At 60.8% G+C, this 20,026-nt stretch carries 25 protein-coding genes and 2 tRNA genes; 16 read left to right on the forward strand and 11 right to left on the reverse strand.

The genetic code is table 11. The features are described 5' to 3' along the window. Positions 1 to 29 precede the first annotated feature (29 nt). The 3 genes from METLI_RS06205 to hypD all read right to left on the reverse strand — a co-directional run bounded on the left by METLI_RS06205 (position 30) and on the right by hypD (position 4,265). Positions 30 to 2,729, reverse strand: a complete 2,700-nt coding sequence (locus METLI_RS06205; protein WP_004038908.1) for a methyl-accepting chemotaxis protein — start codon at positions 2,727 to 2,729, stop codon at positions 30 to 32. Between the two features lie 389 nt (positions 2,730 to 3,118). Then, positions 3,119 to 3,190, reverse strand: a tRNA-Arg gene (locus tag METLI_RS06210). Positions 3,191 to 3,236: 46 nt separating this feature from the next. Beyond that, positions 3,237 to 4,265, reverse strand: coding sequence for a hydrogenase formation protein HypD (hypD, locus tag METLI_RS06215; RefSeq protein WP_004038909.1), 1,029 nt, complete (start codon positions 4,263 to 4,265; stop codon positions 3,237 to 3,239). 45 nt (positions 4,266 to 4,310) lie between these two features. Between hypD and METLI_RS13525 the strand changes: the two genes are divergently transcribed. Beyond that, complete coding sequence (locus METLI_RS13525) at positions 4,311 to 4,859, forward strand: mechanosensitive ion channel (protein ID WP_245529419.1); 549 nt, start codon at positions 4,311 to 4,313, stop codon at positions 4,857 to 4,859. Further along, positions 4,859 to 5,344, forward strand: a complete 486-nt coding sequence (locus METLI_RS13530) for a mechanosensitive ion channel family protein (protein WP_245529421.1) — start codon at positions 4,859 to 4,861, stop codon at positions 5,342 to 5,344. Before METLI_RS13525 ends, METLI_RS13530 begins: the two co-directional genes overlap by 1 nt. Here the strand turns inward: METLI_RS13530 and METLI_RS06225 are convergent. Then, positions 5,341 to 6,282 (reverse strand): radical SAM protein, encoded by a 942-nt coding sequence (locus METLI_RS06225; RefSeq protein WP_004038911.1) that lies wholly within the window; start codon positions 6,280 to 6,282, stop codon positions 5,341 to 5,343. The two genes, METLI_RS13530 and METLI_RS06225, sit on opposite strands and share 4 nt — an antisense overlap. A gap of 126 nt (positions 6,283 to 6,408) precedes the next feature. Between METLI_RS06225 and METLI_RS06230 the strand changes: the two genes are divergently transcribed. The 7 genes from METLI_RS06230 (at position 6,409) to METLI_RS06260 (ending at position 10,747) form a co-directional block, all read left to right on the forward strand. Beyond that, complete coding sequence (locus METLI_RS06230) at positions 6,409 to 6,744, forward strand: NifB/NifX family molybdenum-iron cluster-binding protein (protein ID WP_048104114.1); 336 nt, start codon at positions 6,409 to 6,411, stop codon at positions 6,742 to 6,744. Between the two features lie 13 nt (positions 6,745 to 6,757). Beyond that, positions 6,758 to 7,609, forward strand: coding sequence for a nucleotide-binding protein (locus METLI_RS06235; RefSeq protein ID WP_004038913.1), 852 nt, complete (start codon positions 6,758 to 6,760; stop codon positions 7,607 to 7,609). Then, on the forward strand, positions 7,606 to 8,481 hold the full coding sequence (locus tag METLI_RS06240) for an ATP-binding protein (protein ID WP_004038914.1): 876 nt from the start codon (positions 7,606 to 7,608) through the stop codon (positions 8,479 to 8,481). Before METLI_RS06235 ends, METLI_RS06240 begins: the two co-directional genes overlap by 4 nt. Further along, entirely contained in the window at positions 8,478 to 8,846 is a 369-nt protein-coding gene (locus tag METLI_RS06245; RefSeq protein WP_004038915.1) for a DUF134 domain-containing protein, read from the forward strand. The genes METLI_RS06240 and METLI_RS06245 overlap by 4 nt, the downstream gene beginning before the upstream one ends. Before the next feature lie 44 nt (positions 8,847 to 8,890). Further along, positions 8,891 to 9,601, forward strand: coding sequence for a sugar phosphate isomerase/epimerase family protein (locus tag METLI_RS06250; RefSeq protein ID WP_004038916.1), 711 nt, complete (start codon positions 8,891 to 8,893; stop codon positions 9,599 to 9,601). Between the two features lie 170 nt (positions 9,602 to 9,771). Beyond that, a tRNA-Thr gene (locus METLI_RS06255) sits at positions 9,772 to 9,843 on the forward strand. A gap of 313 nt (positions 9,844 to 10,156) precedes the next feature. Beyond that, positions 10,157 to 10,747 (forward strand): hypothetical protein, encoded by a 591-nt coding sequence (locus tag METLI_RS06260; protein WP_004038917.1) that lies wholly within the window; start codon positions 10,157 to 10,159, stop codon positions 10,745 to 10,747. On the opposite strand, the gene METLI_RS06265 is transcribed toward METLI_RS06260, so the two are convergent. Continuing rightward, positions 10,719 to 11,288, reverse strand: coding sequence for an endonuclease dU (locus tag METLI_RS06265; RefSeq protein WP_004038918.1), 570 nt, complete (start codon positions 11,286 to 11,288; stop codon positions 10,719 to 10,721). The two genes, METLI_RS06260 and METLI_RS06265, sit on opposite strands and share 29 nt — an antisense overlap. Positions 11,289 to 11,327: 39 nt before the next feature. On the opposite strand from METLI_RS06265, the gene aglJ reads away from it, so the two are divergent. Further along, positions 11,328 to 12,251 (forward strand): S-layer glycoprotein N-glycosyltransferase AglJ, encoded by a 924-nt coding sequence (aglJ, locus tag METLI_RS06270; RefSeq protein WP_004038919.1) that lies wholly within the window; start codon positions 11,328 to 11,330, stop codon positions 12,249 to 12,251. Here the strand turns inward: aglJ and METLI_RS06275 are convergent. From METLI_RS06275 to METLI_RS06300, 6 genes are all read right to left on the reverse strand, one after another. Next, the gene (locus tag METLI_RS06275) at positions 12,218 to 12,766 is read right to left on the reverse strand and encodes an aldolase (RefSeq protein ID WP_004038920.1); all 549 of its coding nucleotides are present in this window, start codon (positions 12,764 to 12,766) and stop codon (positions 12,218 to 12,220) included. The genes aglJ and METLI_RS06275 overlap by 34 nt on opposite strands. Next, positions 12,745 to 13,341, reverse strand: coding sequence for an endonuclease III domain-containing protein (locus METLI_RS06280; RefSeq protein ID WP_169313804.1), 597 nt, complete (start codon positions 13,339 to 13,341; stop codon positions 12,745 to 12,747). Before METLI_RS06280 ends, METLI_RS06275 begins: the two co-directional genes overlap by 22 nt. Positions 13,342 to 13,407: 66 nt before the next feature. Continuing rightward, positions 13,408 to 13,683, reverse strand: coding sequence for a thioredoxin (trxA, locus tag METLI_RS06285; protein WP_004038922.1), 276 nt, complete (start codon positions 13,681 to 13,683; stop codon positions 13,408 to 13,410). 13 nt (positions 13,684 to 13,696) lie between these two features. After that, complete coding sequence (locus METLI_RS06290; protein ID WP_004038923.1) at positions 13,697 to 13,978, reverse strand: thioredoxin family protein; 282 nt, start codon at positions 13,976 to 13,978, stop codon at positions 13,697 to 13,699. 42 nt (positions 13,979 to 14,020) lie between these two features. Continuing rightward, complete coding sequence (locus METLI_RS06295; protein ID WP_004038924.1) at positions 14,021 to 15,475, reverse strand: preprotein translocase subunit SecD; 1,455 nt, start codon at positions 15,473 to 15,475, stop codon at positions 14,021 to 14,023. Continuing rightward, positions 15,472 to 16,329 (reverse strand): protein translocase subunit SecF, encoded by an 858-nt coding sequence (locus METLI_RS06300; protein WP_004038925.1) that lies wholly within the window; start codon positions 16,327 to 16,329, stop codon positions 15,472 to 15,474. The genes METLI_RS06295 and METLI_RS06300 overlap by 4 nt, the downstream gene beginning before the upstream one ends. Before the next feature lie 183 nt (positions 16,330 to 16,512). Here METLI_RS06300 and METLI_RS06305 point away from each other — a divergent pair, with 183 nt between their 5' ends. The 6 genes from METLI_RS06305 to METLI_RS06330 all read left to right on the forward strand — a co-directional run bounded on the left by METLI_RS06305 (position 16,513) and on the right by METLI_RS06330 (position 20,023). Next, complete coding sequence (locus tag METLI_RS06305; RefSeq protein WP_004038926.1) at positions 16,513 to 16,827, forward strand: DUF2551 domain-containing protein; 315 nt, start codon at positions 16,513 to 16,515, stop codon at positions 16,825 to 16,827. A 183-nt stretch (positions 16,828 to 17,010) separates the two neighbouring features. Then, a complete protein-coding gene (locus METLI_RS13605; protein WP_342632889.1) occupies positions 17,011 to 17,139 on the forward strand; it encodes a hypothetical protein in 129 nt (42 codons plus the stop codon). Between the two features lie 2 nt (positions 17,140 to 17,141). Then, positions 17,142 to 17,549 carry an archease gene (locus tag METLI_RS06315; RefSeq protein ID WP_004038928.1) on the forward strand — a complete coding sequence of 136 codons (408 nt, stop codon included), beginning with the start codon at positions 17,142 to 17,144 and terminating at the stop codon, positions 17,547 to 17,549. 9 nt (positions 17,550 to 17,558) lie between these two features. Then, a complete protein-coding gene (locus tag METLI_RS06320; RefSeq protein ID WP_004038929.1) occupies positions 17,559 to 18,992 on the forward strand; it encodes an RtcB family protein in 1,434 nt (477 codons plus the stop codon). Then, complete coding sequence (locus tag METLI_RS06325) at positions 18,989 to 19,570, forward strand: hypothetical protein (RefSeq protein WP_004038930.1); 582 nt, start codon at positions 18,989 to 18,991, stop codon at positions 19,568 to 19,570. The genes METLI_RS06320 and METLI_RS06325 overlap by 4 nt, the downstream gene beginning before the upstream one ends. A gap of 30 nt (positions 19,571 to 19,600) precedes the next feature. Next, complete coding sequence (locus METLI_RS06330) at positions 19,601 to 20,023, forward strand: DUF2111 domain-containing protein (RefSeq protein ID WP_048103665.1); 423 nt, start codon at positions 19,601 to 19,603, stop codon at positions 20,021 to 20,023. The last annotated feature ends 3 nt before the right edge of the window (positions 20,024 to 20,026 follow it).

Here is a 20,026-nt window from a genome sequence, read left to right on the forward strand (position 1 = left end):
CCTCTTCTTTCCCCGAAACGGTCCCTCTCTCAGGCGACGGTGAATCTGCTCATTTTCTCGCGGAGTGCTCCCGTGAGTGCGGCCATCTCCTGGGCGCCTGCCGCGACGGCCCCTGCGGCGCTGCTCACGTCTCTGACGAGCTCGGCGTTCTGGCGGACATGCTCCTGTGTCCTCCTGGTCATGGCGGTTGCCGTGTCCATGGACCGGGCGACGCGGTCCGTGATCCCGGCCTGATCGTCCGTCTCCCGTGCAATGGTGGCGACGCCGTGGGCGGTTTCCCCGGCCCGCTCGACGATGGTCCCGAGGAGTTCGATGATCTCCTGGACGCGCTCGATCCCGTCGTGCACCTTGGAATGGGCGGCCTGCAGATTCTCCGCCGTCTTCTGGCTGTTGGATTGGATCCGCTCGATCACCTCGTCGATCCTGGTCGTCGCCGACCTGGCCTGTTCGGCGAGGCTCTTGACCTCGGCGGCAACGACGGCGAAGCCGCGGCCGTGCTCCCCTGCCCGTGCCGCCTCAATGGCGGCGTTTAAGGCGAGGAGTTTTGTCTGGGCGGCGATGTCGTTGATGAGGCGGGTGATCGCCCCGATATCTCTCATCTCCTCGTTCAGCCGGTTGAAGTCCTCCATGTTCTGCTTTGACCCGAGTTCGACCGCCTTCATCTGGGCGGTCGTCTGGTTGCCGAGGGAGGCGGCCCGGTCTCCAAGCCGCGTTGTTTCCTCTGCGATCTCCCTGACATTCTGGGTGGTGGCGGCGATCTGCTCGATCGACGAGAGCATCGTCGAGATTTCCCGGTGGACCTCCTCGATCGTCTGCATCTGGCTGGCCGCCGCTTCCGCCGAACTGCCGCTGTTCTCCGCCACCGTCGAGAGGGCGGCGCTTACCTCCTGGATGTTCCCGGCCGATGCCGATACGTGCTCGTCCAGGTCGGCGATCGCCTTCTCTGCATCCCTGATCACGGTCCTGATGGCGTCCACGGAGAAGTTGTAGTCCTCTTTCACCCGGAGCAGCGGATCGTTCTCCCCGATTGCGGCGTGGTTCGTGAGATCGCCCGCGGCAAGACGCCTGATCGAGGTGCCCAGGTCCCCGGTGCTGATATTGAGGGCGCGCGCTGTTTTCTCCGCCTCGGCCATCATCTTCCGAATTTCCTGCTCCTGCCGGCGCTGTTCAGTGATGTCGCGGTAGACGACGAGGACGCTCGTGAGGGATCCCTCGTCGCCGTACAGCGGGATGCAGAAATACTCCAGGTCTTTTGTTCCGGCCGGGAACTCCAGGGCGATCTCGCCCGAAACCCTCCGGAGTTCTGTAACGGCCGTCCTGATCGACTCGCCGTCCTTTTTGAGCATCTTGAAACTTCTGAAACTGAGGCCGTCGAGGTCGCCTGCCCGGTAGCCGGAGAGGTCGATGAAGGCGTTGTTCCAGTCGGCGATCTGCAGGGACGGGGAGAGCAGGATCATCGGGATCGGGTGCTCCTTCAGGATCGTCTCGGTCGTCTTCTGGAGGCGCTCGATCTCGGCGATCTTCCTCCGGTTTTCGGTGACGTCCCTGAAGACGTAGAGGGCGATCTCCAGGCCCCCTTTCTGGTCGAGGATCGGGATAGCGTCGAGGATCACAATCTTCTTCTCGCCGTTTTTGAAGCGAACGAGGTATTCGCCTTTCGATTTCTCGCCGGTGCGCAGGACCCTGCTGAGGTCGTTGCCGTCACGGTGTTCGAGGGGCATATCCGCGATGGAGGATGAGACGATGGTGTCCTCCGATTGGGGGAAGAGGCGTTCGAAGGCGGGATTGGTTTCAATGATCGTGCCGGACGGGTCGAGCACCGCCATCGCAAGGGGATTTTCCCGCATGAAGGTTGTGTTCAGGAGTTCGGCCTTTTTCTGGAGGGCAGCGATGCTCCGCATCTTTTCTTCGCGCTCCATGACGTCGGCGGTCATATCCCGGTTGCTCGAACGGTAACCGAGAAACGTCCCGTCAGGGAGATGTGCCCCAAAGCTGATGTGCCCGATCCACCGGACCGCCCCGTCCCTGGTGCGGACCCGAAACTCGATCGTGTCTGCGCACTTCGAGGTGTCGCGATTTTCCCTGACGTTCCTGAAATATGCCTGCACGTGGGGGAGGTCTTCGGGCTCGACGATCCGCTCCAGGAGACCGGGATCGGCGATGAACTCGTCCGGGCGGTAGCCGGTGATCCGCTCGCAGGAAGGGGATACGTAGATGAACCCCTCGTCCTCCCCCTGCAGGTACTCCCAGTCGTAGGTGAGGTCGATGATCGTGTGGAAGAGGCGTTCGCGGTCGAGGTTATGCTCCCGCTCCCTGACGTCCTCGGTGATGTCCCGGTTGCTGCTCCGGTACGCCGTCCCGATCCCCTCGATATGGGCCGTCCTGGTGAGGTGACCGATCCACCGGATCGCTCCGTCTTTTCTCCGTATCCGGAGTTCGACGGTTGAAATGTCGTCCCCCTTCCTGATCGCCGTCTCGTAGTCCAGAAAGGCGGCACGGTCCTCCGGCTCGATGATCCGCTCCAGGAGTCCGGGATCGGCGACGAACTCGTCGGGCCGGTACCCGGTGATACGCTCGCAGGAGGGGGAGACATAGGCGAACGTCCCGTCCTCCCCCTGCAGGTACTCCCAGTCGTAGGTGAGGTCGATGAGGTGGTGGAAGATCGTGTCGCTGCCGTTTTCCGGCAGGGTGCTATTATCTATGGGGGTGGAATTTCCGGACAGATGCATGATGTTCACCGGGCCTGAATCGGCCGTTCTGGCGGGGGCATTCGGTGGCCCCCGTATAGTGATGGAATATAGTTTCCTTCCATCATAATTTATATGTTTCTTTTTTTATCGATCTATTTTTCTCTGGAAACAGGGCATTTCGTCGAGAATTTATCTCGGGCTGGTGACTCTGGCCGGGGATCAGCCTTTTACCGGGCGTCTCCATGATCGCATCCGCTCATCACAAGCAGATCGGCGGCACCGTGATCCTGCTGGGGTTCAGGGCGAAACGCTCCTTATCCCCGCTGGCGCATCAAGACGATCAAATGCACGCAGTCCTGATGATCTGCAAAAGAACGGCAACCAGATGAACAAAAGTGAAAGGGAACAGAATCATTCCCTCGTAATTACGCCCCGGCCGGGATTCGAACCCGGGTCGAAAGCTCCGGAGGCTTTCAGGATATCCACTACCCTACCGGGACCTGCCTATATCCATTATCCTGAGAGGTTAAAAAGGATTGTGCCGCTTCAGGGGCGGCGGAGGTGATAGAGGTTCCAGATCTTGCATGCCCCCTCGTGGCTGACCATGCACGGGCCGACCGGCGTCCTGGGCGTGCATATCTTCCCGAAAAGGCGGCAATCGGTCGGCTGCGCGATCCCCCGCAGCACCCGGTCGCAGATGCACCCGGTCGTCTTCTCCACGTGTTTGATCTCGATCCCGAACTTCTCCTTCGCATCATAGCGCGCGAACTCCGGCTTCAGCCGCAGCCCCGACGCCGGGATCACCGGAAAGCCGCGCCACTCCACATCGGCCGGTTCGAAGACCTCGTACATCAGTTTCTTCGCTTTCTGGTTTCCCGTTCTGTTCACGGCGCGCGGGTAGGCGTTCTCCACCTCGTGGCGCCCCTCGTTCACCTGCCGCACCAGCATCAGCAGGCCGAGCAGGATATCCTCGGCTTCAAATCCGGCGACCACCTGCGGGACCGGGAACTGCTCGTAGTCCTCATACCCGGCGACCACGCAGACGTGCCCCGGCAGCATGAAGCCGTCGAGCGAGGCCTCGCCCTGCTCCAGCAGCCATTTCATCGCCGGCGGGACCAGGCGGTGGCAGGAAAGGATGGAAAAGTTCTCAGGCGGTTCGGTCAGCAGGGTGGCGGCCACCGTCGGCACCGTCGTCTCGAAGCCGACCGAGATGAATACCACCTCTTTGTCGGTCTTCTCCGCGATCTCCACCGCCTTGTGGACCCCCTGCACCACGCGCACATCGCCGCCGCTCGACTCGAGCGAGCCCTTCGTGCCAGGCACCCTGAGCAGGTCGCCGTAGGTGGCGACGATGCAGCCTTTATCCACGAACTCGATCGCCGCGTCGATCTCGCCCTGCGGGGTGATGCAGACCGGACACCCCGGCCCCATCACGATCTTCAGCCCTTCGGGCAGCACGCTCCTCAGGCCGGTCCGCGCAATCGCCGCCTCGTGCGTCCCGCAGATATGCATGAAAGTGTAATCGCGGTCCACAGAGTCGCGGAGCGCCTCCTTCAGTTCGTCTCCTGTCGCCATGCAATCCTTATAGTTAATATAAGTTCCATGGCATAAGTATACCCTATGGGAAACGTCCCCTACTCCCTTCTCCTCCTGTTTGCCGGAGTTTTCGGATCAGTCGCTCTCTACTGGCTCTATCACTGGCTGCTGAAGCGGGCGGCATCTACCGAATCGAAGATCGACGACATCCTCATCGCGGCGACCGGAAAGCCCCTCATCATCGCCGTGCTCGTTGTGACGGTCTATTTCTCCATCGTCTATTCCGGGCTCATCCCTGACCGTTATGCATACGTTCTCGATTCAAAATACCTCACGGCGTTCTACATCCTCCTCGGCACATGGATCGTATCGAGCTTCACGTACAATTTCATCCATCTCTACGGCCGCTGGATGGCGGCGCGGACCGAGAGCGAGGTGGACGACCGGATCATCGACGTCCTCGAGATCGCCGTGAAATACGTCGTCTGGTTTGTCGCCTTCCTCCTCATCCTCAGCACCCTTGAGATCGACATCACGCCGCTCCTTGCCGGGGCCGGGATCGCCGGCGTCGCCGCGTCGCCCTCGCCGCCCAGGACCTCCTCTCCAATTTCTTCGGCGGGGCGCTCATCGTGATGGACAAACCCTTCAAGGTGAACGACCGGATCAAAATCGACGACTATCTCGGGGACGTTGTCAGCGTGGGGCCGAGATCCACCCGGCTCCAGACCCTCGACTACCAGCTCGTGACCATCCCGAACTCCAAGATCGCAAGCTCGGTGATCATCAACTACGCCCTCCCTGAGGTGCGCCTGAAGATCAAGATCCCGGTCTCGGTCGCCTATGGCTCAGACGTGAAACGGGTCAAGGAGATCCTCCTCGAAATTGCCCGTGAGGCGGTGGACCGGTCGGTCTATGTGCTCAACGACCCGGCCCCGAGTGTCTACTTCCTCGAATTTGCCGATTCGAGCCTGAACTTCACCCTCGTGGTATGGGCCAGGGCGTTCAATATGGCCTGGGAGGTTCAGGATTTCATCAATACCCGGATAGACGAGCGTTTCAAGGAAGAGGGGATCGAGATCCCGTTCAACCAGATGGACGTCCACATCAGAAAAGATTAGTCATTTTTCGGGAGGAAAAATACCCCCCGTTCCCCGGTTTTCCTGGTGATCTCTCCCGACTCCAGCAGAAACTGGATGTACTTGTTCACCTCGTTTTTGTGCAGCCCGGTAGAGCGGGAGATATCGTCCGCCGTGGCCGGCCGGCGCCTGACCATCGTCATGATAAAATCGGCGACCTCCTCGTGGAAACTTGCCACCGTGTCGCGGGACGGGAGCGCCGCCACGATCTCCACCGGGGCGCCGGTGATCAGGGCGGCGATCCGTTTGAGGGTGGCCTCGTCGGCCGGTTCCACCCACGCAACCGCACCCGGGCGGTCGAGGGTGTTCAACTGGACCTTGTCCGGCCGGATCGCTGTGATCGCCGCATCGATCAGCCTTACCTCCTCGTCGCTGTCATTGATGCCGGGCACGATGAAGACCTCCAGCCATATGGCGCCCTGGAACTCTCTGGCAAATGCCGTGATCCCCTCGATGACCGCCTTCTGGGTGATCTCCCGGTGAGGCCGGTTGATCTTCCTGAACGCAGGTTCTGAAACGGCGTTCAGGGTCGGGATCACAAGATCGGCCTCCATCAGGTCTGCTCTTACCTCTGGATCCGGGAGAAGGCTCCCGTTGGTGAGCACGGCAATCCGGTATGCCGGAAACTCTGCCTTGAGAAACCTGATGATCTCCCCCATCCCGGAGTGGAGGGTCGGCTCCCCCGAACCGGCCAGGGTGATGTAGTCGAGTTCGGGCGAGGTGCCGAGGTACTCCCGCAACTCTTCGATGACCTCGGCCGTCTTCACGTATTCCCGCCTTTCGGTGGTGAGGTCAGTCGTCTTTCCACACTCGCAATAGATGCAGTTATACGAGCAGGTCTTGTGGGGCACCAGGTCGATGCCGAGCGAGATGCCGAGCCTGCGCGAGGGAACCGGTCCGAAGAGATGATGGTATGCCATAGATCCTATCCTGCATATTTTTTTATTTCCGGTGGTTCGCCGTGGCGAACCAGCAGCCGTGATCAATCTTATCTGTCACGGCCAAAAGAATAATCTGCGCATATGAGTAATAACCCTGTGGATATCATGAAAATCTGTGTTACTGCAAAAGGAAGCGGCATTGATGCCCAGGTCGAAGAGCGGTTCGGCCGCGCCCCATATTTCGTGTTCATCGACGAGGAGAGCGGGGACGCCCAGACAGTCCAGAACGCCGGCGCCGGTGGTGCGGGCGGTGTCGGGATCAAGTCTGCCCAGACGATGGTCGATAACGACGCGAAGGTGGTGATCACCGGGCAGGTCGGGGGCAATGCGAACTCCGCCCTCTCTGCTGCCGGGATCGCGGTCTATGAATACCGCGCCGGCGGGTCGGTGAAGGACGCCGTTGCGGCATACCGGGCCGGAACACTCGCGCGCATTCTCTAAAGGGACGCATCCCATGCAGATCGTGATTGCAAGCGGAAAAGGGGGGACCGGGAAGAGCACGGTTGCAGCCAATCTTGCCTGGAGCCGCGCTCGGGCGGCGCCGGTCACGCTGGTGGACTGCGACGTGGAAGAGCCCAACCTCCACCTCTTCTTCCCGGGCGGCCACACCGACACCCCGGTGACCAGGCTGGTGCCTGCGTTCGACAGCGAACGCTGCACCCGGTGCGGCGACTGCGGGCGGTTCTGCCAGTTTGGCGCCATCGCCGTCCTCAAAGACCGCGTGCTCTTCTTCCCTGAGATCTGCCATTCGTGCGGCGGCTGTGCGCTCGTCTGCCCGAATGCGGCGATCACCGAGCGGCCGATCTCTCTCGGGCGGATCGAGGAGCGCCACCCCCTGCCCGACCTCAGGCTGATCTCGGGCGTGATGAACGAGGGTGAGGCGGTCGGCATCCCGGTGATCCAGGCCGCAAAAGAGGCGGCCGCCGGTGACGCCACGGTCATCCTGGACTCCTCGCCCGGCACCGCCTGCCCGGTGATCGAGACGGTGAAGGGATCAGATGTCTGCGTCCTGGTCACCGAGGCGACCCCCTTCGGGCTGCACGACCTGAAGCTGGCGGCCGAGGTCGTCTCCTCTCTCGGGGTGCCGGCCTGCGTCGTCATCAACCGGAGCTGCGGAGACGAGGATGAGACCGAGGCTTTCTGCAGGGAGCAGGGGCTCCCGGTCTTTCTGCGCATCCCGTTTTCGAGGGAGATCGCCGCCGTCCAGAACCGGGGCGGGCTGATCAGCCGGGACCTCCCGGGCTGGCAGACGGCCTTTGCCGGGCTGTACGAACAGGTGGTATCACGTGTGGAGGTGCAGCGATGAAGCGGCTTGCGGTGGTGAGCGGAAAGGGCGGCACCGGAAAGACGACGGTGACGGCGGCGATCGCCGACCTCGCCCACCGGGACCTCGACCTGGTGATGGCCGACTGCGACGTGGACGCCGCCAACTTAGAACTCCTGTTCAGCCCGAATGTGCAGGAGACCATCCCGTACTACGGCATGAAGTGCGCACAGATCGATCCCGACATCTGCATCTCGTGCGGCGCCTGCGCCGAGCACTGCCGGTTCGGTGCAATCCTGGAGGAAAAAGCGATTTATCGCGTTGAACAGGCCGACTGCGAGGGCTGCGGCGTCTGCGAGCATGTCTGCCCGGCCGGGGCGGTGACGTTCGTCGAACGAAAACACGGGGAGATATACCGTTCGACGACCGAACTCGGCCCCCTCTTCCATGCCCGCCTGATCCCGGGCTCGGGCACGAGCGGCCTCCTGGTCACCGAGGTGAAGGAGCGTGCGCTGGAGGCGGCGGCCGACCGCGACCTCCTCCTCATCGACGGCCCGCCCGGCATCGGCTGCCCGCTCATCGCCACGGTGACCGGGTGCGATGCCGTCCTGATCGTCACCGAACCGAGCATGTCCGGGCGGTCTGATCTCGAACGGCTGGTGCGGGTCTGCGAGGGGTTCCGCGTCCGCATGTTCCTGGCGGTGAACCGTTCAGACCTCGAAGAGAGGATCACTGCCGAGATCCTGGCCTTCTGCGCCGAGAAGGGGATCACCGTCGCCGGGCTCATACCCTTCGACGATGCGGTCCAGCGTGCGGTCTGCTCGCACCGTCCGCTCACCCGGACGCCCTCACCGGCGTCTGATGCGGTCGCCGCGATCTGGGCCGTGATCAGAGACGATATGGGCCTGCCATGACTGGAGACGGGGCCTGCAGGCGGGGGCGGAGACGTGCGGAGCGGATCATCAGTGGTCCGCCGGGATGCTCCTGCTTTTTCCCCCAGTGTGCCCCCGATGCTGCGGAGCCGGTGATCCTGAGGCCCGAGGAGATAGAGGTGCTCAGGCTCGTCGACCTGCTCGGCATGCAGCAGGAGGAGGCGGCGGAGGCGATGGGGGTCTCAAGGAAAACCCTCTGGCGTGATCTCCACGAGGCGCGCCAGAAGGTGGCCGGGGCGATTGTCCATGGCAGGGCCATCATCATCGAGGGATGCGGCAGGAAGGGCGGCGGAGGGTGCCGTTTCGGGGCAGGCGGCCCGCCCGACCGGGGTGTCGGGCCGGAGTGAGCAGGGCCACACCTTTTTTTGATCTCCTGCACTACTCCTCTCCTATGTACGGCATCTCCACCTATGCGCTCAACACCCACCCTCTCAACGAGGCCCTCGAGATGATCTCCGGGCTGACCGGATATGCGGAGATCATGGACGAAGGCTGCCATTTTCTCCAGAGTCCCGAACCCCTCCAGTCGTACAGCCTGCGCTATTCCATCCATGCCCCTTCGCGCAGCGTCAATATCGCAAGCACGCTCGAACCGATCAGGAAGGCGAGCGTCGAAGTGATCGACGACTGTTTTGCCATCGCCGCAGAGGTCGGCGCCGATGTGGTCATTCATCCGGGGTATTTTGCATGGGAGACCGACATAGAGCGGGCGCGGCGCCAGTTTCACCGCTCCATCGAGGAACTCTCCGGCATGGCGCAGGAGCGCTCGATCCGGTACTATGTCGAGAATATGGCATGGGAATATTTCCTGCTCAGGACGCCCGACGAACTCCCCCTGCCCGAGGGTCCCGGGTTCGCCCTCGATGTCGGCCATGCGCATATCATGGGTTGCCTCCCCCAATTCCTGAAGGAGCGGATCGATCATTTCCACCTCCATGACAACGATGGCCGGTCTGATACCCATCAGGCAGTGGGGGCGGGCACGATCGATTTCGCCGCGGTGATGGAGGCGGTCGGCATGAGCGGCATCGACCCGGTGATCGAGGTGGGGAGCATCGAAGGGGCGATTGAGAGCTTTATCGTTCTTGACCAGATTTGCTGAGAGATATTCGACAAATATACTTTTGAGATTATTTCTGGCCGTTCCGGCACGAACAACATCTTTTTTATAGAGGATTCACTCACTATTGTAATGCATCTGTGGTTCCGTCAGCAGAACCCGGCCTTGAAATGGGCAGGGAGTTGTCCAGACGCGGCCCGGTGTGCATGATCGCCTCGGTGGCATAGCGGTATCGCGCTTCCTTGGTAAGGAAGAGGTCGCGGGTTCGATTCCCGCCCGAGGCTCTAAGAACTAATGTTCCTATTCCCTTTTTGAAAAGAATTTTTTCAGGCTGATGTTGCTCAGATGAAATCTTGCAATTTCTCACATGCCGGGTTCAGGCTCCCTGGCGAGTGACGCCGCTTCGTCGAAAATGTGCTCTCCCATCGCCTCTGGCAGATGCTGCATCTGCAGCACAGCGGACGGTTTTACTGACCTCGTACGTCAGGCCGCCTGCCCATCTGCCCTGGCGCACAGGTTAAGGTCGCTCAGATTTGTTTACGAAAGAAACAGGCAGAAGGCGAAAAATTATATTGCGTCCGGTATAATCCTCTGCCAATGGATTGGTCTGACCATTCGGACGAGGCGGTTTCCTCATTGCAGGCAAACCTGCTTCTCGTCGCCCTTGCGATGATCCTTGCGGTCCTTGTTCTCCTCATGTTCCATCTCCCGTCCCTCGATCTCGACATGGCAGGAGCGCCCTGCATCTTCGAGATCGTCGCGATCAATCATATCGATGAGGACACGCATACGCTCAACTACGACAGCCGCGTCACGCTCAGGTACAACAGCACGCCGACCTCCATGGACCTCAGCGACCCTATCGATCTGATGCGGTGGTACCTCGGAACCCCCGAGGACAACGCCGACCGGACGACCGAGTATGCCAAGAACGACCTCTCGGCGAAGTTCTACAGGAACGACGAGCCGATATCCGCCAGAATCCCGACGATGTATGCGCATGAGTTTATCCAGACGCACCATTACGGCGTCCAGACCATGAACGGCGAGGGCAGCCGCTGGTATCCGGGCCGACCTATCACCATCGACTTCACCGACGGCACCTTCAGGCCCGGCGACGTCGTGTGCGTCGAAATCTATTCGAACACCGACGGCCGGCTCATCTCGGCCGACACGTATACCGCATGACGGCGCGGGCGGCCAGACGCGCCACCCGCAGGGGTTCGGGAACCCTTCCCTCCAGGGTGAACGCATCGACGAGTTTTCCCGCCGTATCGTCGTCGATCCCGGCCGGTCTGATATACGCGGTATACCCGTTTGAAAGGTGAAGAGGCAGCCTCCCCCCGAGGCGGCGGTATGCCGCCGCTCTCTCTTCGTCGCCGGGAAAATGGGCGGCGATCTCCTCCTCAAGCCCCTCCGAATCCTCGTAAGTCACCACGACCACCGGCACTCCCGTGGCTGCATGCACCGCTGCCGGGTCGATGATATTGTACCAGGCGATGATGCAGCCCGAGAGCATGATCAGGTTGACGTCCTCCCGCTCGAAGTCGAAAAAAAGGGCGATCACCGCCGCCGTCGCATCCATGCCGCCGACCGTCACCTCTCCGATCTCGACGCCATCGATCACGCGATCCCTGCGCATCACCACGCCGGCCAGCACCGACCGGTCCCGTCCCCTGAAACTCTCCGCGATCCCGAGCACGCGCAGCCCTTTCTTTGCGACATGCATGGAAGCACTTATGATTATGGATTTTTTAATAATACCTCAATGGAGATCGAAAAAGATCAGGTGTGCATCCTCATCCCCACCCTCAACGAGGCCCCGACGATCAGGGACCTTGTCCGGGCCTTTCGCGACCGGGGCTACCGCCGCATCCTGGTGATGGACGGCAACAGCACCGACGGCACGGCCGCGCGTGCAGAAGAAGCCGGGGCCGAAGTCCGGCTCCAGAGCGGGAAGGGAAAGGGCAACGCCGTCATCGAAGCCGCCGGGATCATCGATCTCCCCTATGTGCTGATGCTCGACGGCGACGGAACCTATCTTCCCGAAGACGCCGAAAAGATGCTCCTGCCTCTCTTCTCAGGCTTTGACCATGTCATCGGCAACCGTCTGGCCTTCCCGGATTCGCGCGCCTTCACCCGCCTGAACCTGACCGGAAACCACCTCATCAACCACTTCTTCAGGCTCGCCCACGGGCGCGACCTCAGCGACATCCTCTCGGGCTACCGGGCCTTCACCCTCCGCTCCCTCAGGGAGATGAACCTGCGGGAAGCCGGATTCGAGATCGAGACAGAAATGGCCGTGCAGGCGGTGAACCTCAACCAGCAGATCGCCGTCGTCCCGGTAAGATATCTGGAGCGCCCGGGCACGCCGACCAAACTCCATCCCCTCCAGGACGGCATGCGGATCCTCTCGGCGATCTACCGGTTCGCAAAGACGAACAACCCGCTCTTTTATTTCGGTCTCATCGGCGCCTGCCTCACCCTTGCCGGCGGGGTGCTGGCGATCTACGTGCTCGTCGAGTGGCTCAACCACATCGAGCACATCCCCCTCACCATCCTCACTGTCCTCTTAATCATGGTCGGGATCGAGATCTTCATGTTCGGGGTGATCGGCGACATGCTCCTCGCCTTCCACCGCGAGGTGGTCCGGGAGATTCAGCGGATGCAGCCGCCGAAAAAACCTGAATAGGCGATCACGCGGCAGGCGTGCTCGGCAAGGGAGGTATAGAGATATGCCTCCTCCACACTCTTTCCTGTAGCAAACGTGCCGTGACCGCGCGCGATCACGAGACGGCCGTCCCTGCCGAGCGCCGCCGCCACGTTGTCGGCCAGCTCCTGCGTGCCGGGCGCACCGCCGACCACCGGAATCACCGGACAGAGCATCTGCCCCTCGGAGTCACGCGGGACCACCCGGTCAAGGGCAAGGGAAGCCGCCACTGCATAGGGGGGGTGGGCATGCACGATCGCCCGGTGCTGTGAACAACGGTAGATCGCCTGATGCACGCGGTACTCGCTCGATGCTCCGGCCGGTGCCGGCCCCTCAAGGGGTGCAAGAACCAGGTCGCCCGGGTCGTCGAGGTAGGTCCCGGTGCCGGTGATCATAAACCCCTCATCTTCTCTCCTGCTCATATTCCCGAAATTTCCACCGACAAGCCCTTCGGTAAAGAGCCTCACGCCAATTCTTACAAAATCTTTATCCTGCATTCTTCGCACCTCTTTTTTCCGCAGAACTCTTTTGCATACTCGACGATCCAGCCGTGCGCCTGTGCGTGGGCAGTCGCCTCTGCCGGCAGCACCCGCTCGAACAGATCTTTAAGATCCCGGTACGATCCTGAAATCCCCATGCACCCGCAGATGCGTCTGGTATATGCATCGATCACAAACGACGCCCGTTGAAATCCATAGCAGAGGATGCTGTCCGCCGTCTCTTCGCCGACGCCGTGCACCGCAAGAAGCGCTTCCCGCAGGTCTGCCGTCGGCATCTCTCCAAGCGCCCGGATACCGCCCGATTCCTGCACCATCAAAGAGACTGCCTTCAGACGCCGCGTTTTCACCCGATAAAACCCTGCCGGGCGGATCTGCTCCTCGATCGTGGCGGCATCGGCAGCTGCAATCCCCTCTGTCGAGCAGATGCCCGCCTTACTGAGGTTCTCAAGCGCCTGCTCCACATTCTCCCAGCGGGTCTGCTGGGTGAGCACCGCACCGATGATCACCTCTTCAGGAGAGGCGTCCCACCAGACGATCCTGCCGTAGCGCCGTTCAAGAAGATCCAGAAGCACCGATACGCGCTCTTCCGGGCTCATAAAAAAAATAAACAGGTTTTTCCGGCCGTCGCAGTCCGGTTCTTACTCTTCGATCAGGGGTTTGAGGATCTGCTCGAGGGTGTCGGCGCGGGTAACCCCTTCGAGTTTATGCATGACGATGCCGTCTTTCTCGATGATCAGCGTCGGGACCACCCTGATACCGTACTTCGTCGCCGCCTCCATGTTCTGGTCCACGTCCACCTTCCTGATCTCGACGCTGTCACCGAGTTTCTGTCCGAGTTCCTCGAGGATCGGCGTCTGCATCTTGCACGGCCCACACCAGGTCGCAAAAAAGTCCGTCAGTACTGGTTTGCTCATTATTCTCCCTCGGTTATGCATGATCATCGATCAGAGAAGTTAAAATTGTTTCGAGGGTCCCGGCGTCGGTGAGGCGTTCAAAGCGTTTCACGACCAGTCCGTCTTTTTCGATCACGATCGTCGGGACGGTCACCAGCTGGTATTTCGCAATCAGGTCCCGCCTCTCGCCGACGTCGATCTTCCTGAATTCAACAGCATCCCCGATGCGAGCCGCCAGTTCGTCGACGATCGCCGTCTGCCTTGTGCAGGGCTCGCACCACGCCGAGAAGAAATCGATGAGCACCGGCCTTCCCATGATCTGCCGGGTGGGAAAAAAGAGAAGATAAAGGTATCAGATCTATTTCGAGAGGATCGCCATGATGATCTTTCCGTACGCCGGCCGCGTCACCAGCACGCCGATGAGCACGCCGAGGATCGTGATGATCGCAAAGCCCCGCAGGGTCGAGAGGTCCATCAGGGCAAGCGGAAGCATGGCGATGAAGGTGGTCGATGCGGCCACGACGATGATCCCGAGGGCCCGCGCCAGTCTCTTCAGATAGACGCTCGGCGAGGGCACCCGTCCCTCGTAGAGCACCTCATCGGTGATGACGACCAGCTGGTCGATGCCCGTACCCATCACGGCGATGATACCGGCGATCGAGGCGAGGTCGAGCTGCTGGATATAGCGGGCAATCCCGAGCAGGATGATGATCTCGGCGAGGTTGATCGCGATCATCGGGAGGACGATGCTCGGCTCGCGGTACCTGAAGTAGACCACAACGCCGACGACGATGAGGGCCAGGGCCGCTGCGGCAAAGGCGACGATCTTGAAGTAGTCCCCGAGCGTGGCCGAGACCGAACCAGAGCCCGCCACGGTCACGTCCACCGGCAGGGCGCCGGCACGCAGGTGGATCTCGAGGTTCAGGGCGTCCTGCATGCCCGCATCCCCGGTGCCGGTGGAGGCGCGGAGTTCGCGGATCGGTTCCACTTTCAGTTTTGCGGCAAGGTCCGGGGAGAGCGGTGCCGAGTAGACCGTGGTGTTGTCCAGGAGCATGATCAGCTCGTGGTTGTCAGGGTCATTGACGGCATTGGAGGAGATCGCCGCCTCCCTGAACGATACTGCTCCTGCTTCGCTGAGGGTGAACGCGACGCCCCACATGTCCGATCCCGGCGGGTAGACGGTCGGGACCGACACACTGGTGACGGCGTCGCCGAAGAGCACATGCTGGCTCTCGCTGCCCGCGGTCTGGACCCTGATCTCGAACTTGCCCTGCTGACCGACGACCTCGTTCGCCGTCGCCATGTCGACGCCTGCAAGTTCGACGCGCACATAGCGCGTGACGCCGTTGAGGCTGGTCAGGATGTTCACCCGGGCGTCCTTGGTGCCGAGGCTGTTGACCTTGTTTTCAAGGATGCGTTTTACATCCTCAGCAGTCTCCTTTGAGACGCCGGGGTTGTAGGTGACGATCGTCGCACCTTCTGCCAGGAGGATTGGCTGGAGTTCTTCCTGAGATAATTTCTTTCTGATCTCGATCTGATCGTCTGCGGCGACGATCACCTCGGTGTCCAGGGTCCGGCTGAGGTTCTCTGCCAGACGGTCGATGGACCGGTCGGTCTGGACGGTGAGCACCTCTGCCTGGAACTCCATCTGGAGCCAGGAGCCTTCCTGGAGGTCGAGGCCGTACTGGAGGTTGGTCGTGAATTTCCCGTCCTCAAAGTGAGGTCCGATGGCGACAATGGAAGCGGCGACCAGGACGACAAGGAGGACGACACGCCAGTCGCTCATCAGTTTTCTGAGGGTATCGTTGCTCATGTGCGTCTCCCCTGTTTCATCGCGTAATCTTTGAGGATGCCGGCGTTGAGCACCCAGGTGTTCATCAGGTCAACAAAGAGTCCGATCAGCAGGACCGCCGCGATCTGGAAGATCACCTCGACCTGCCCGATGGCGGTGACGACCAGCATCGCAATGACGGCGGCGATGGTCGTGGTCGTCATGATGATCCCGGTCCTGTAGGCGCCTGAAAGTTTCTCTTCGATCTTTCCCTGTCGCTTTAACAGGCGTGTTGTGAGGAGGACGTCGCTGTCGACAGAATACCCGACGAGCATCAGGAGCGCAGCGGTCGTTGAGAGGGTCAGCGGGATGCCGATGACGTTCATGATCGCTGCCGTGATGACGATATCGGAAAAGGCCGAGAGCACAATGGCGACCGATGGGACGAAACTCCTGAAGGCGATGAAGACGACCAGCGCCATCCCGATGAACGAGAAGACGAGCGCAATGAGCGCCTGCTGCTGGAGCGCGGCGCCGAAAGCCTCGCCGATCTGGTCGATCTTCGCCTCGGGGTAGCGGTCGTTCACCTTTTCGCTGAGAACTCTGTACTGGTCATCGGACATCGGGCCGAATTTGAGGTATTTGCCGCCGCCCAGTCCTTCACCGACACTTTCCAGAGGGAACCCGGAAAAATAGCTCTCGATCTCTGCGACGCTCTCGTCCGTTATGATCGTCACAGCTGTGCCACCGGCGAAATCTATGCCCGGCGTAACCGGCATCCCGGTGCTCACCCAGTTTACGGCGAGCAGGACGAGGGCCAGCAGAAGCACGATAAGAGGCACCGCCACCATCTGCTTCGGGGGATATTTATTGACATCATAGGTAGCAAAACCCATATCTACGTACTCTGCCGTATAGGGGATTAAATATTTGGATATCCCCTGTTGCACCGTTATTATCAGGAATACCAGAAGATCGGATCGGCATTATTCAGGTTTTGGGTTGTTTTACGTTCCGGGGCCCGGAAGGAATGAGACGAAATCGGAACTTATTTATAATGTACAATTCTACACTCCGTCATGCGGTCCCCGGCCGATTTCAAGAAGGAGATTGAGGCCCGCCTGAAGAAATATCTCTCCCGGGACAGCACGGGTATTCGCCACGAGGTGCTTGCTTTCTTTGTCAGGATAAAGTCAGCGACGATACCTGAACTCTATACCCGGCTTTCCGAGACCTTTGCGATCAGTTACCACTCTGTGGCCTCGATGGTTGGTATCATCGCTTCGCGGATGGGCATCCTGCACGTGAAGAGAGATATGGACGGAGCAAACGCGGTCTATCAGATCAAGGAAGATTATGTGTGCATGGTCGCCCGTCTGCTCAAATGCGGCTGACCCGACGATCAGAACTATTTTACCTTTTCCTGCGTCCAGATATAAAGGATGATAAGGCCCCGGAGAGATTTCTCTTCTGAGAAGATCACGGTTTCAGACGATGTAATTACGTATATCGAAAAAAAGCACTCGGATTTCCGGGTATCCACATCCTGCGGCGGTCCGATCCTCATGCCCGTCTCGATGAAACCACCGAAAAATACCGACGTGCAGATCAGGGCCGGCAGCCACCGCATCTATGTATCGATGTACCAGGCGCCATATATCGATACGATCGACATGACGCTTATTCCATTCTATGAGCATGACTGACCATGCCGTTTGAAGAACTGCCCCATCAGGCCGATGTCCGCGTGCGCGTCACGGCAGATTCCTGCGACGCTCTCTTTGCAGAGGCGGCCAGGGCGATGTTTTCTATCATGTACGTCGCTTGCGGGGAGGGTGGGATCGAGCGGCGGGTCTCGGTGAGCGCCCCCGACATGCCCCAGCTGATGGTCGACTTCCTCTCAGAGCTGATCTTTATCGCGGAGGTCGACCGGGTGGTCTTCTCGTCGTTCGAGGTCACGGTGAAGGGCACGGCGCTTGAAGCCGTGGCCCGCGGCGAAGCCTTCGACCCCGACCGGCACCGGGGCGGGATGGAGATCAAGGGCATATCCTATTCCGGGCTCAGGTTCTTCCGTGACGGGGAAGAGTTTTGTAGTGAGATACTCTTTGATGTGTGAGGTGTTCTGATGCTTGCGGGGATCGAGAGGATCGATGAGGTGGAGTGGGAAGTACCGATCGGGTACGTTCCCGGCATGCGGGTTCCGGGCCGCTTTTTTCTCTCGGAAGATCTTTCTGAGACGCTTGAGGTCGGGGCCGTCCAGCAGCTGGCAAACGTGGCCGTCCTTCCCGGGATCGTGCGCTATTCCCTTGCCATGCCGGACATCCATTCGGGATACGGCTTTCCCATCGGAGGGGTCGCGGCATTCGAGCAGGAGACCGGGGTGATCTCCCCGGGCGGCGTCGGCTACGATATCAACTGCGGGGTGCGCCTGATCGCCACCCCGCTGACGCCTGACGACATTAAAAATCCCCGCGCCCTGATCGAAGCGCTGTTTACCACCGTGCCGACAGGGGTGGGTGCGGAGAGTGAGATGCGCATCTCCCCGCATGACCTCGAGGAGATCATGGTTGAGGGCGTCAACTGGGCTGTTGCCGCAGGCTACGGCACCGAAAATGATGCTGCCCACTGCGAGGAGGGGGGAAAGATGCCGAACGCAAACGCTGCGCCGGTATCGAAAAAAGCCTGCCAGAGGGGGATGCCCCAGGCCGGGACCCTCGGATCGGGCAACCATTTTCTTGAGATCCAGGCGGTGGACGCCGTCTTTGACAACGAAGCGGCGCAGACCTTCGGCCTGAGCGCAGGGCAGATCTGCTTCATGGTCCACTGCGGTTCACGCGGCCTTGGCCACCAGATCTGCACCGATCACCTCCGGACGCTTGAGTCGGCAACGCGGCGATACGGGATCGAGATTCCTGACCGGCAACTCGCCTGCGCCCCGGTGCATTCGCCCGAAGGTGAGGCCTACTTCGGGGCGATGGCGGCGGCCGCAAACTATGCGTGGGTAAACCGGCAGGTGATCACTCACCAGGTCAGGACGGTGCTGAACCGGATGTACGGGATCGACTACGAGGAGATGCCGCTGGTGTACGATGTCGCCCATAACGTGGCCAAGATGGAAAGGCACAACACCGATAAGGGGCGCCAGACACTCTGCGTCCACCGGAAAGGGGCGACACGCGCCTTTGGACCGGGCTGCCCTGAAGTCCCGCAGGACTACCGCGCCGTCGGCCAGCCGGTGATCATACCGGGGAGCATGGGAAGTGCGTCCTACGTCCTTCATGGGACGAATACCGCCATGGAAAAGACCTTCGGAAGCACCTGCCACGGGGCCGGCAGGGTGATGAGCCGGACGAAAGCGAAGAAGGCGACGCCGGGCAGCGAGGTCAGGAAGGATCTGCTGAAACAGGGGATCATCGTCAGGGCGACGAGCGACGCCTCGATCGCCGAGGAGGCCCCTGATGCCTACAAGGAGAGTTACAAGGTGGTGGATGTGGTGCGGCGCGCCGGCCTCTCGCTGCCGGTGGTGCGCCTCCGCCCGATCGGGGTGATCAAGGGATGATTGCAAAAGCGGCGATCCTCTGGGACGAGCCCGGGACGTTCAACCGGTTTGTGAACGAGTGCTGCGGGATCTGCTGCGACCACGTCAACCAGCACCTGATCGCCTCCCCCTTCTATCGGGGGCGGTATGTGGCTCTGGTCGTCCCGACGGGGTTTGGAAACCCGCGCTACTCTCGCCTGCTCCCGGGCCTGCGGGCGGCGGCCCCGCGGATCAGAAGATTTGTCGAGAACGGCGGGCGTCTCCTGGTCTTCGGAGCCGCAGACGAGCGGCCCGGCGCCTACGACTGGTTGCCCTTCCCGGTGGAGTACAGGCACGAGTACAGAGAGAGAGCACTCAGTTTCCCGGGCAGCACGCCATATGGCTCTCTCATCGACGGCTACGATGCCGGGGCCGTCGAGACCGACGGTGTCTTTCCCGTCCATGGCGGCGAGACGGTCGCCGAGACGCCTGAGGGCGAGGCGGTCATCATCGCAAAAGAGATCGGCGAGGGTGCGGTTGTTGTCGCCACAACCCACGAATACCCGTCGGCAAAATTTATGGGCGCTTTCTGCACTGCGGAAAGAGAAACCTTATTTTAGAGAAGAGAGATGGAGTGTACAGGTGTAATCATGGATCAGTATATCATCGCTGCCTCTTCCACCCCCGCGGATCTCGTGCCGGTCGTTATGGCGGTTCACCACCTTCTCAACCGCCTGCCGGTGACGGCTCGTTCCCGGGATCAGCCCGGCATCCGTATCGAGGAGGGAAGGGTGGTCGATGATCGCTACACCGGTCCGGTGCTCGAAGCGGCGATCGCCGAGAACGCCGTTAAAAAAGAGGTCCCGGTCTCCGGGCCGTACCGCGGCGTGCCTGTGGTCGTTGCCCCGGTCAGGGACGGGTCGGGTGCGGCGATCGGCGCCATCGGTGTCGTGGATATCACCGGCATCTTCGACCTTGCCACACTCATGGAGCACCATTCAGCGATCCTCCAGCAGGTCTGCGGGAAGGACCCCTGTCCTCTCCCGTCGGAGTCTGTCTCTGCCAGAAGGTAATAG

This window comes from Methanofollis liminatans DSM 4140 (assembly GCF_000275865.1).
GTDB classification, from domain to species: domain Archaea; phylum Halobacteriota; class Methanomicrobia; order Methanomicrobiales; family Methanofollaceae; genus Methanofollis; species Methanofollis liminatans.